This window comes from Streptomyces phyllanthi (assembly GCF_009377205.1).
GTDB lineage: Bacteria > Actinomycetota > Actinomycetes > Streptomycetales > Streptomycetaceae > Streptomyces > Streptomyces phyllanthi.
This window is the reverse complement of sequence record NZ_VJZE01000283.1, coordinates 1-12,044: the sequence shown is the minus strand read 5'-3', so window position 1 is coordinate 12,044 and position 12,044 is coordinate 1. Positions and strand designations below refer to the sequence as shown.

Genomic DNA, 12,044 nt, shown 5'->3' with positions numbered 1-12,044 from the left:
CCGCACAGGACAACGCACCCGCGCCCCGCGCCAGCGCCATCAGCGCGTCCAGGTCGCACCCGACGGAAACCTGCTCCGCCATCGCCCCGACGGCGTCGACCGCGTCCGCCCGCCGCTCGGCGACCGGCACCAGCCCCAGATGCCGGGACGGCGTACCCACCTGAGCCACCCGCCGCAGCACCCCGAACACCGGCACCCCGACGGAGTCCAACGCCTCCCGCAACAGCTCCTCATGCCGATCGGACCCGACCTTGTTCAGGATCACGCCCCCGACCCGCACCTGCGGATCCCACGACACGAACCCGTGCACCAGCGCCGCCACGGACCGCGACTGCGACGAGGCGTCCACGACCAGCACCACCGGTGCCCGCAACAGCTTCGCCACCTGCGCGGTGGACGCCAGCTCACCCTCCCCGGCGGCCCCGTCGTACAGCCCCATCACGCCCTCGACGACCGCGAGGTCACACCCCCGCGCCCCATGCGCGAACAACGGCCCGATCAACTCCGGCCCGCACAGATACGCGTCGAGGTTCCGCCCCACACGCCCGGTCGCGAGCGCGTGATACCCGGGATCGATGTAGTCCGGCCCCACCTTGTGCGGGGACACGGCAAGCCCCCGCGCGGCGAACGCGGCCATCAACCCCGTGGCAACGGTGGTCTTGCCGCTGCCCGAGGAGGGCGCGGCGACGACCAGCCTGGGAACGGACGACGAGGACTTCACCACGACATCACCACTCGATGCCCCTCTGCCCCTTCTGACCGGTGTCCATCGGGTGCTTGACCTTGGACATGTCGGTCACGAGGTCCGCGAGGTCGACGAGCTTCTCGGGCGCGTTGCGCCCGGTGATCACCACATGCTGCGTGCCGGGCCGGTTCCGCAGCACGTCGACGACCTCATCGGTGTCGACCCATCCCCAGTGCATGGGGTACGCGAACTCGTCGAGCACGTACAGCTTGTACGTCTCGGCGGCGAGGTCCCGCTTGACCTGCTCCCAGCCCTCCCGGGCCTTCTCCTCGTTGTCCATCTGGTCGTCGCGCTGCACCCACGACCAGCCCTCGCCCATCTTGTGCCAGTCGACGGAGCCGCCCTCGCCGCTGTCGCCCAGCACACGCAGCGCCCGCTCCTCGCCGACCTTCCACTTCGCCGACTTGACGAACTGGAACACCCCGATCGGCCACCCCTGGTTCCAGGCGCGCAGAGCGAGCCCGAAGGCGGCGGTGGACTTTCCCTTCCCGACCCCCGTGTGCACGACGACGAGCGGCCGGTTACGGCGCTGGCGAGTCGTCAGACCGTCGTCCGGCACGACACTCGGCTGTCCCTGCGGCATTACGCGGCCCTCCTGCTGTTGCCCTGCTGCATGTCCTTGACCAGCCCGGCGATCGACTCGGCCCGCAACTCGTCCAGGGCCACGGCCGTACCCCCGAGTTCACCGGCGAGCTGTGCGGCGAGCCCGAGCCGTACGGGCCCCGACTCGCAGTCGACGACCACGGACGCGATCCCCTCGGCGGCGAACAACCGCGCGGCCCGCCCGGCAAGTTCGACCGGCTGGGGTCCACCCGTGGCCCGCCCGTCGGTCACGACCACGACGAGCGCCCGCCGCGCGGGATCGCGGAGCCGCTCCACCCGCAGTACGTCATGAGCCTTCAGCAGCCCCGCGGCCAGCGGAGTCCGCCCACCCGTGGGCAACGACTCCAGCCGGGCCGCGGCCGCGTCCACGGACGAGGTGGGCGGCAACGCGACCTCGCCCGCCGACCCGCGGAAGGTCACGAGCCCCACCTTGTCGCGCCGCTGGTACGCGTCGAGCAGCAACGACAGCACGGCACCCTTCACGGCACCCATCCGCTGCCGGGCGGCCATCGACCCGGAGGCGTCGACGACGAAGAGCACGAGATTGGATTCGTGGCCTTCTCGCACCGCTTGCCTGAGATCGTCACGACGCAGGAGAAGTCCGGATCCAGTGCGGCCTCGCGCCCGCTGATGCGGCGCGGCGGCCTGCACGGTCGCCGCCAGGTGCAGCTTGGACAGCGCCCCTCGGGGCCGCCGGGCCCCGGTCGTCCGCCCGTGCTCGGTCCGCGCCCGCGAACGCCGCCCGGCCGCACCCTCGCCCAGCCCGGGCACACTCAGCACCTTCGTACGAAACGGTTCCGCGGCCCGTACGGGCGCCTGCTCGCCGCCGCCCACGGAGGACTGCGGCTCGTCGCCCTCACCCTCACCGGCCTCGGGCCGCGCGGCGGAGTCACCCCCCTGCGGACCCTCGTCCGGCGCCGGCTGCCCACCACCCCCACCGGGCCCGTCGGGACCGGGATCGGGATCCGGGTCGCCGTCCTCGGAGCCCCCGAACTCCTCCAGCGTCTCGTCGAGCTTGTCCTCGTCGAGCCCCGGCGCGTCGAAGGGATTGCGCCTCCGCCGGTGGGGGAGCGCGAGCAGCGCGGCCTGCCGCACGTCCTCGGCGAGCACCTCGGCCCGCCCGGCCCACGCGGCCAGCGCGGTCGCGGTCCGAGCCATCACGATGTCGGCGCGCATCCCGTCCACCTCGAAGGCGGCACAGGTCGCGGCGATCTGCCGCAGCGCACCGTCGCCCAGCCGCACCGACGGCAGCAACTCCCGTGCCGCCACGATCCGCGCCCGCACGGCGGCCTCCTCGTCGGCCCACCGTGCCGCGAAACCCTCCGGATCGTCGTCGTAGGCGAGCCGCCGCCGCACGACCTCCACGCGCTGGTCGGGCTCCCGCGAGGCGGCGACCTCGACGGTCAGCCCGAACCGGTCGAGGAGCTGGGGCCTGAGCTCCCCCTCCTCGGGGTTCATGGTCCCGACGAGCAGGAAACGGGCGGCATGCCGTACGGAGACACCTTCGCGCTCCACGTACGAGGCGCCCATGGCGGCGGCGTCGAGCAGCAGGTCGACGAGATGGTCGTGGAGGAGATTGACCTCGTCGACATAGAGGATCCCGCGGTGCGCGTCGGCGAGCAGCCCCGGCTCGAACGCCTTCACACCCTCGGCCAGCGCCCGCTCGATGTCGAGAGCGCCCACGAGCCGGTCCTCGGAGGCACCGACAGGCAGCTCGACCATGCGCGCGGGACGTGCCGTACCGGTCCCGGCCTCGTGCGGCCCGTCCGGGCAGGCGGGGTCGGGCGCGCCCGGATCACACGAGAAACGGCACCCGGACACCACGTCCACCTCGGGCAACAGCGCCGAAAGCGCCCGCACCGCCGTGGACTTCGCGGTGCCCTTCTCGCCGCGCACCAGCACACCGCCCACCGCGGGCGACACCGCGTTCAGCAGCAGCGCGAGCCGCAGGTCGTCCTGCCCGACGACGGCCGTGAACGGAAACGGAGTACTCACGCCGCGGTCACTCCTTCGAGTAGCTCATGCGATGGCAGGGTGCCGAAAGCCGATGAGGCTGCCAGGCTGCTGCTCCGGTCCCCGCTGACGCGGGGGTGATCCGAGCACGAGGTTGCCCTCACGGCCGTCCCGTGTGTGCTCCCCGCAGCCGCGGGGGTTTCCGGGGAGATCACGCGTCTCCCTCCAGATCTCCCTCGAGTTCGAGGTAGGTCGCCCGGAGCCGGTCCAGCGTTTCCTGGTCCGGCTCCGCCCACAGCCCCCGGTCCGCCGCCTCCAGCAGCCGCTCGGTGATGCCTCGCAGCGCCCACGGGTTGGACTTCCGCATGAAATCCTGGTTCTCCGGCGAGAACACGTACTCGGACGCCAGCTTCTCGTACATCCAGTCGTCCACGACCCCGGCTGTCGCGTCGTACCCGAAGAGGTAGTCCACGGTCGCCGCCATCTCGAAGGCGCCCTTGTACCCGTGCCGCCGCATCGCGGCCATCCAGCGCGGGTTGACCACCCGCGCCCGGAACACACGGTGCGTCTCCTCGCCCAGCGTCCGCGTCCTCACCTGGTCCGGAGTCGCCGAGTCACCCACGTACGCCTCGGGGCTCGCCCCCGTCAGATGCCGCACCATGGCGACCATGCCGCCGTGGTACTGGAAATAATCGTCAGCGTCGTGGATATCGTGCTCGCGCGTGTCCACGTTCTTCGCGGCCACCGCGATCCGCCGGAACGCCGTCTCCATGTCCCCCCGGGCCGCCCGCCCGTCGAGCCCGCGCCCGTACGCGTAACCGCCCCACACCGCGTACACCTCGGCGAGGTCCGCGTCGGACCGCCAGTTGCGCGCGTCGATCAGCGGCAGCAACCCCGCCCCGTACGCCCCCGGCTTGGACCCGAAGATCCGAGCCGTGGCCCGCCGCCGGTCCCCGTGCTCAGCGGTGTCCTGGTCCGCGTGCGCCCGCACGTAGTTGGACTCGGCCGGCTCGTCCAGCTCCGCGACCGCGCGCACCGCGTCGTCGATCAGCCCGACCACATGCGGGAACGCGTCCCGGAAGAAGCCGGAGATACGGACCGTGACGTCGATGCGCGGCCGCCCGAGCTCATGCGGCGGCACCACCTCGAACCCGGTCACGCGCCGCGACGCGTCGTCCCACACCGGACGGCACCCGAGCAGCGCCAGGATCTCCGCGATGTCGTCACCCTGGGTGCGCATCGCCGACGTACCCCACACCGTGAGGCCCACGGACTTCGGGTACTCACCGGTGTCCTGGAGATAACGGGCGACCAGCGAGTCCGCGAGGGACTGCCCGACCTCCCAGCTCAGCCGGGACGGAATGGCCTTGGGGTCGACCGAGTAGAAGTTCCGGCCGGTCGGCAGGACGTTGACCAGACCGCGCGTCGGCGAACCCGACGGACCCGCGGGCACGTAACCGCCGTCCAGGGCGCGGAGGATGTGGTCGATCTCGTCCGTCGTACGGGCCAGCCGGGGCACCACCTCACGGCAGGCGAACTCCAGCACCGCGACGCCGTCCGGGAGTTCGGTGCCGAGCACGTCCCGCACCAGGGACGGCACGGCCGCCACGTCCCACCCGCGCTCCTCCATGCCCTCCGCGACCCGCCGGCACAGCTGCTCCAGCAGGTCGATGGCGTCGGCGGCCGTACGGGACGGCCCGTCCACCAGCTCCGTCAGCTCGACGGGCACCTTCACGGGCGCCCCGGGCTCGGCCAGCAGTTCCTTCTCGACCAGCCCGAAGTGCCCGGCCAGCGAGGCCCGCAGCCCCGGCAGGGCGTTCGCCTGCCCGCCCCACACCTGCGAGGCGCGCAGCACGGCCAGCACGAGATTCACGCGCGGTTCACCGACCGGCCCGCCCCCCAGGATGTGGAGCCCGTCCCGGATCTGCACATCCTTGATCTCACACAGATAACCGTCGATGTGCATGACGAACTCGTCGAAGTCGCCGTCCTCGGGCTGCTCGTCCACGTGCAGGTCGTGGTGCAGCTCGGCGGCCTTGACCAGCGTCCAGATCTGCGCCCGTACGGCCGGGGCCTTCGCCGGGTCCAGATCGGACACGAGCGCGTACTCGTCGAGGAGCTGCTCCAGCTTGGCCAGGTCGCCGTACGTGTCGGCGCGGGCCATCGGCGGGACGAGATGGTCCACGACCGTGGCGTGTCCGCGGCGCTTGGCCTGGGTGCCCTCGCCGGGGTCGTTGACGATGAAGGGGTAGACGAGAGGCAGGTCGCCGAGGACGGCGTCCGGCGCGCACCCGCCGCTCAGCCCGAGGCCCTTGCCCGGCAGCCACTCCATCGTGCCGTGCTTGCCCATGTGCACGATGGCGTCGGCGCCGAAGCCCCCTTCCGATGGTGCGGCCTCCAGCCACCTGTACGCGGCCAGGTAGTGGTGCGAGGGCGGCATGTCCGGGTCGTGGTAGATCGCGATCGGGTTCTCGCCGAAGCCGCGCGGCGGCTGGATCATGACGACGACGTTCCCGAACCGGAGGGAGGCGAGGACGATCTCGTCCCCGTCGACGTACAGACCGCCCGGCGGCTCGCCCCACGCCTCCAGCATCCCGTCCCGCAGCTTTGGGTCGAGCTTGTCGAACCACGCCCGGTAGTCGGCCAGCGGCACGCGCGCGGGCGCGGCGGCCAGCTGCTCCTCCGTCAGCCACTCGACGTCGTGACCGCCGGCCTCGATGAGCCGGTGGATGAGCTCGTCGCCGCCCGCCGGGTAACCCTCGACGACGTACCCGGCGTCACGCAGCGCGTCCAGTACCCGTACCGCCGAGGCGGGCGTGTCGAGGCCCACCGCGTTGCCGACCCGCGAGTGCTTGGTCGGGTAGGCGGTGAAGACGAGCGCGATCTTCTTCTCGGCGTTCGCCCTGTGCCTCAGCTGCGCGTGCCGTACGGCGATCCCGGCGACCCGCGCCGCCCGCTCCGGATCGGCGACGTACACCGGAACCTCGTCCGGTCCCTGCTCCTTGAAGGAGAAGGGGACCGTGACCAGCCGTCCGTCGAACTCCGGGATCGCGACCTGCATCGCCGCATCCATGGGGGAGAGGGCGGCGTCGGACTCCTCCCAGGCGCTCCTCGACGAGGTGAGGCAGAGCCCTTGCAGTACGGGAATGTCGAGTTCGGCGAGGGCGCCGATGTCCCAGGCCTCCTCGTCGCCGCCCGCCGACGCCTGCGAGGCGTGCGTACCGCCGGCCGCGAGTACGGTGGCGACGAGCGCGTCCGCCCGGCCGAGGATCTCGTACAGCCCGGCGTCCGCGCCGCGCAGCGAACCGCAGTACACCGGGAGGGCGTTGGCGCCCCGCGCCTCGACTGCCTCGCACAGGGTGTCCACGAAGGCGGTGTTGCCGCTGAGTTCATGGGCCCGGTAGAAGAGCACGCCGACCGTCGGCCGGCCGTCCACGAAGGCACGCTCGCCACGGACCCCGTACTCCGGCATCTTCCGCGGCTCGACGAAGCCCTCACCGGTCAGCAGCACGGTGTCGGACAGGAACCGGGCCAGCTCGGTGAGGTTGGCGGGCCCGCCCTCGACGAGGTACCGCAGCGCCTCCGCCACGACACCCGCCGGTACGGACGACTCGGCCATCAACTCCGCGTCGGGCACGGCCTCTCCGCCGAGCAGCACGGTCGGGACGCCGGACGCCCTGAGGGCGGCGAGCCCCTCCTCCCAGGCGCGCTTGCCGCCGAGGAGGCGTACGACGGCGATGTCCGCGCCCTCGAGGAGCGCGGGGAGCTCCTCCGCGACATCCACCCGGGTCGGATTGCCGATCCGGTACGGCGCGCCGGAGGCACGGGCCGCCAGCAGATCCGTGTCGGCGGTCGACAACAACAACACAGTGCCAGTGCTCATGCGGGCGCTCCCGGTGGAATGAAGGGCAGTCCTTGCGGCGCGCCCGACTCGATGAGCCGCCACAGCGCGTCCGTGTCCGCGTGTTCCTCGATCAGGTCGCCGAGCCGGTCGAGCTGTTCCTCGCGCAGCGCGGCGAACGACGTGTCGGGGGCCGGTACGAAGCGGCGGCCCGCGGCGGCGGCCACCTCGCGCAGGAAGGCCCGCCGGAAACCGTCCGACTCCAGCGAGCCGTGCCAGTGCGTGCCCCACGTGTGGCCGACCCGGCAGCCGTCCAGGAAGGGTTCGCCTCCCTCGACCTCGGCGATCCCGTGGTGGATCTCGTACCCCTCGACCCGCTCGCCCAGGGCCTCGCCCACCGGCCGGGTGAGGGTCTTCTCGCGCGCGAACCGCACGCGCACGGGCAGGATCCCGAGCCCGTCGACGTGCCCACGGCGGCTCTCCACCTCGTCCTCGATGTGCTCGCCGAGCACCTGGAAGCCACCGCAGACGCCGAGCACGGGACGGCCGTCGCGGGCCCTGCGCACGATGGCCTCCGCCAGCCCCCGCTCCCGCAGCCACTCCAGCGCCCGTACGGTCCCGCGCGTGCCCGGGACCACCACGAGGTCGGCGTCGGCCAGTTCCTCGGGACGGTCCACGAACCGCACGACGACACCGGGTTCGGCGGCCAGCGCGTCGACATCCGTGAAGTTGGACATGAGCGGGATCGCGCAGACGGCGACCCGGAGCACGTCCTCGCCGAGCGGCGGGGCGACGTTCGACTCCCGTACCGTCCCGCGCAGGGAGACGCGGAGCCCGTCCTCCTCGTCGATGCCGAGGCCGTGGCGGAAGGGCAGCACGCCGTACGTGTGCCGCCCGGTGATGCCGTGCAGCATGTCCAGGCCCGGCTCCAGCAGGGAGACGTCCCCGCGGAACTTGTTGACGAGGAACCCGGCGACCAGCTCCTGGTCCTGAGGCGACAGCAGGGCGACCGTCCCGAAGAAGGAGGCGAAGACACCTCCGCGGTCGATGTCGCCGACGACGAGCACGGGGAGCCGGGCGTTCCGGGCGATCCCCATGTTCACGATGTCCGTCCGCCGCAGATTGATCTCGGCGGGACTGCCGGCCCCCTCACAGATCACCGCGTCATACGTGCCCCGCAACTCGGCGAGACAGTCCAGCACGGTCCCGAGGAGCTTCTGCTGCCGGCCGCCGTGGTACCCGCGCGCACTCAGCTCGCCCACCGGCCTGCCCAGCAGCACGACCTGACTGCTCTGCTCGCCACCAGGCTTGAGCAGGACGGGGTTCATCAGCGCGGTCGGTTCGACACGGCACGCCTGGGCCTGCATGGCCTGGGCCCGGCCGATCTCGGCGCCCTCGCGCGTGACGAAGGAGTTGAGGGACATGTTCTGCGCCTTGAAGGGCGCGACCTTGACGCCCTGCCGGACCAGCCACCGGCAGATCCCCGCCGTCACGACGCTCTTGCCGGCGTCCGACGTGGTCCCGGCGACCAGCAGCCCGCCGCTCATGACGTACGTCCCTTCGTGAAGCGCCCCTTCGTGAAGCGCCCCTTCGTGAAGCGCCCCGTCGTGAAGGCACGGCGCGCGAGGAGCCGTGCTCCGGCGCACGCGCCGAGCGCCAGCCAGCTCACCCGCCGTGACAGCCGTACGGCCCGTTCGATGTCCCGCACCTCGACGGCGCGCCCGTCCCCGTTCAGCACCGGCCGGTGCTCGACGCGCCCGCCGTACGACAGGGTCCCGCCCAGCCGTACGCCGAGCGCCCCCGCGAACGAGGCCTCCACGGGACCGGCGTTGGGGCTCGGGTGCTTGCGCGCGTCCGTGCGCCAGGCGCGCACGGCGCCGCGCGGTTCGCCGCCGGAGAGGACGGCGAGCGCGGCGGTGAGCCGGGCGCCCGGCCACCCGGCGAGGTCGTCGAGCCGTGCGGAGGCCCACCCGTACCGCAGATGCCGGGGCGACCTGTGGCCCACCATCGCGTCGAGGGTGTTGACGGCCCGGAAGCCCACGAGCCCCGGCACACCGCCCACGGCACCCCACACGAGGGCGCCCACGACGGCGTCGGAGGTGTTCTCGGCGACGGACTCGACGACGGCACGGGCGATCCCGTCGGCGTCGAGCGCCTGCGGATCCCGCCCGCACAGATGGGGCAGCCGCGCACGGGCTCCCTCGACGTCACCGTCCTCCAGCGCACGCCCGATGGCCCGGGCCTCCCGCCCGAGTGACGTTCCGCCCACGACGGCCCAGGTGGCGGCACCGGTGAGCACGGCGGAGGCGGCGGGGGAGGTCCGTGCGGCGCGGGCGGCGACGGCGGCGAGGGACACGGCGCCCCCGACGCACACGGCGGTGTGCAGTGCGCCCCACCCCCGGTGGTCCCGCCACAGCACCCGCTCCACGGCACCCGCGGCCCGCCCGAACGCGGCGACCGGATGCCCCCGGCGGGGATCGCCGAGAAGCAGGTCACCGAGGAGCCCGGCGGCGGCGCCGTACGCGAAGACGCGGTCGGCACGCACCGGGTCAGCCGACCGGCGGAGCGGACGGGGCGCCGGAGCGGAACTCGCGGAATCTCAAACGGCAGCCGAGCATGGCGATATGTCCTCACTCAGGGTGTCCACGCCCTGGTTCGACGAGACCGGCGGTGAGAGTTCCTGGCTCCCGGGGCTGTTCACCCCGGTGACAGTGGCGGGACCGCGCCGGACTTCCACCGGCTTCCTCTCCTGCCGCCGTACATGGCTCCGGCAGTCCACCACGCCCCCGGAAGAGCCGTCAACTTGCCGTTGACCTGCGGCGGGGGAGTGTGCTGAGGCCCACACACGAGCGGGGCGCAGACCACGCACGAGCGGGGCGCACACCGCATACGGGTGGGGTGCGTACGCATACGGGTGGGGTGCGGGACGTCGATCCGTCCCGCACCCCACCCGTCGTCAACTCGTCGCCGTCAGGCCACGATCAGATAGATCCCGTACGCCACCGCCGCCGCGCACGCGGCGAAGCACGCGTACGCCGCCGTCGTCGCGACCACCGCCGAGTCGCCGGAAGCCGTGGCCGTTTCGCGCTTGGAGAGGCCGACGATGCCGAGGGTGAAGAGGCCGACGAGGGCCACGGTCACCACGAGGCTGACTCCGAAGACGGAGCCGAGGGCTGCCCAGTCGATGTGCATGCTGTGTGTTTCTCCTTGCTCAGAGAGCGGTCGCCGACGGCTTCGCCGAGGCCTCGGCGGGAGCGGAGATCGTGGCCGAGAGGTCGTCGTGGACGCCGGCGGGCGGCGGGGCGACGGCGGCCATGGCCGTGGTCACCACACCGGGGGGCTCCTCGGTGTCGTTGACGTTGGTGTGGTCGACGACCTCGCGCCGGGACATCAGCCAGATCGCGGCGCTGGACGCGACCAGGAAGACGGCGACCAGCGTCGTCCCCCAGGTGCCGAAGGACGTGACCCACTCGGCTCCCGCGCCGACCAGGGCCGCGGCCGGAAGCGTCAGGCCCCAGGCCACGAACATCCGGGTGGCCGTGGACCAGCGGACGACGCCGCCCTTGCGGCCGAGACCCGCGCCCATCACGGCACCGGAGACGGAGTGCGTCGTGGACAGGGAGAAACCGAGGTGGGACGAGGCCAGGATGACCGTCGCGGCACTGGTCTGGGCGGCGAAGCCCTGCTGCGGCTGAAGGTCGGTCAGACCCTTGCCCATGGTGCGGATGATGCGCCAGCCGCCCAGGTAGGTGCCGAGCGCGATGGCCACACCCGCGGAGAGGATGACCCAGACCGGCGGGTCGGAGTCGGGAGCGATCGCGCCTCCGGCGACCAGGGCCAGGGTGATGATGCCCATCGTCTTCTGCGCGTCGTTCGTACCGTGGGCCAGCGAGACCAGGCCGGCGGAGGTGATCTGGCCGGCGCGGTAGCCCTTGGACGTGGCCTTCTCGTGGGCGTTCTTGCCGAGTGTGTACGTCAGCCGGGAGGCGATCATCGCGGCGATGCCCGCGACCAGCGGGGCGGCGACGGCGGGGATCAGCACCTTGGTGACGAGGACGTCCCCGTGCACCGCGCCGATACCGGCCGAGGCGACGGTCGCGCCGATCAGGCCGCCCATGAGGGCGTGCGAGGAACTGGACGGAAGTCCGACGAGCCAGGTCAGCAGGTTCCAGAGGATCGCGCCGACCAACGCCGCGAATATCACCTCTGGCCGTATGCCGGTCTCGTCGACGAGACCCTTGGAGATCGTGTTGGCGACCTCGATGGACAGGAACGCGCCGACAAGGTTGAGCACGGCGGACATGGCCACCGCGACCTTGGGCTTCATCGCGCCGGTCGAGATGGTGGTGGCCATCGCGTTGGCGGTGTCGTGGAAACCGTTCGTGAAATCGAACGCGAGCGCAGTGACCACCACGATCGCGAGGATCAGCGAGAAGTTTTCCATTTACCCGGGCTTCTGTTGGACGTCATTGGCATGTGGACCGTAGGCAACCTGGATGAACGGAAGGTGAACTGGGTCGGACCGATGGGTGTATCGATGGGGGCGCAGTCATTCCGTTTGTGGTGGCCGGGGATGGTGCCTGAGGCGCTGGGACTGGTGGTGACAGGGGGATGTTGCTCGAACGTATGCGGAGTGTTGCGTTCCGCATACCCTCTGTATACCGTCCGGCGCTCCGCTCTCCGCTCAAATGCCTCGACGGGCTCCGGGCGCGTCCGCTCCCGGAGCTCTTGTGGTGGTGCGGTGCTCGGCCACCCGTTCGCGAACCGTTCACGTACGGGAGCCCGCGCGCTGCCGGACACGCCCGCGCGCCTGGCAGGATCGCGGCATGGCTGATCAGGAACGGGACGGACGGGACTGGCGAGGCGCGCGGGGCACGCGGGGAGCGCACGAGGGTGCGGCGG

General features: G+C 72.1%; 8 protein-coding genes and 1 riboswitch. All 8 genes read right to left on the bottom strand.

The genetic code is table 11. The features are described 5' to 3' along the window. The coding region (locus FNH04_RS30305) for a cobyrinate a,c-diamide synthase (protein ID WP_322724257.1) at window positions 1-721 on the bottom strand (721 nt) is incomplete at its 3' end. A 7-nt stretch (window positions 722-728) separates the two neighbouring features. Beyond that, on the bottom strand, window positions 729-1,328 hold the full coding sequence (gene cobO / locus FNH04_RS30300; protein ID WP_152788967.1) for a cob(I)yrinic acid a,c-diamide adenosyltransferase: 600 nt from the start codon (window positions 1,326-1,328) through the stop codon (window positions 729-731). Beyond that, a complete protein-coding gene (locus tag FNH04_RS30295) occupies window positions 1,328-3,343 on the bottom strand; it encodes a putative cobaltochelatase (RefSeq protein WP_322724254.1) in 2,016 nt (671 codons plus the stop codon). Before FNH04_RS30295 ends, cobO begins: the two co-directional genes overlap by 1 nt. Before the next feature lie 169 nt (window positions 3,344-3,512). Further along, window positions 3,513-7,184, bottom strand: coding sequence for a cobaltochelatase subunit CobN (gene cobN, locus FNH04_RS30290; protein WP_194236868.1), 3,672 nt, complete (start codon window positions 7,182-7,184; stop codon window positions 3,513-3,515). Continuing rightward, entirely contained in the window at window positions 7,181-8,689 is a 1,509-nt protein-coding gene (locus tag FNH04_RS30285) for a cobyric acid synthase (protein ID WP_152788966.1), read from the bottom strand. The genes cobN and FNH04_RS30285 overlap by 4 nt, the downstream gene beginning before the upstream one ends. Beyond that, complete coding sequence (locus FNH04_RS30280; protein ID WP_322724252.1) at window positions 8,686-9,687, bottom strand: cobalamin biosynthesis protein; 1,002 nt, start codon at window positions 9,685-9,687, stop codon at window positions 8,686-8,688. The genes FNH04_RS30285 and FNH04_RS30280 overlap by 4 nt, the downstream gene beginning before the upstream one ends. 110 nt (window positions 9,688-9,797) lie before the next feature. Then, window positions 9,798-9,937: riboswitch (cobalamin riboswitch) on the bottom strand. Window positions 9,938-10,112: 175 nt separating this feature from the next. Further along, window positions 10,113-10,334, bottom strand: a complete 222-nt coding sequence (locus tag FNH04_RS30275) for a hypothetical protein (RefSeq protein WP_152788965.1) — start codon at window positions 10,332-10,334, stop codon at window positions 10,113-10,115. 19 nt (window positions 10,335-10,353) lie between these two features. Then, window positions 10,354-11,586 carry an inorganic phosphate transporter gene (locus tag FNH04_RS30270; RefSeq protein WP_152788964.1) on the bottom strand — a complete coding sequence of 411 codons (1,233 nt, stop codon included), beginning with the start codon at window positions 11,584-11,586 and terminating at the stop codon, window positions 10,354-10,356. Window positions 11,587-12,044 lie beyond the last annotated feature (458 nt).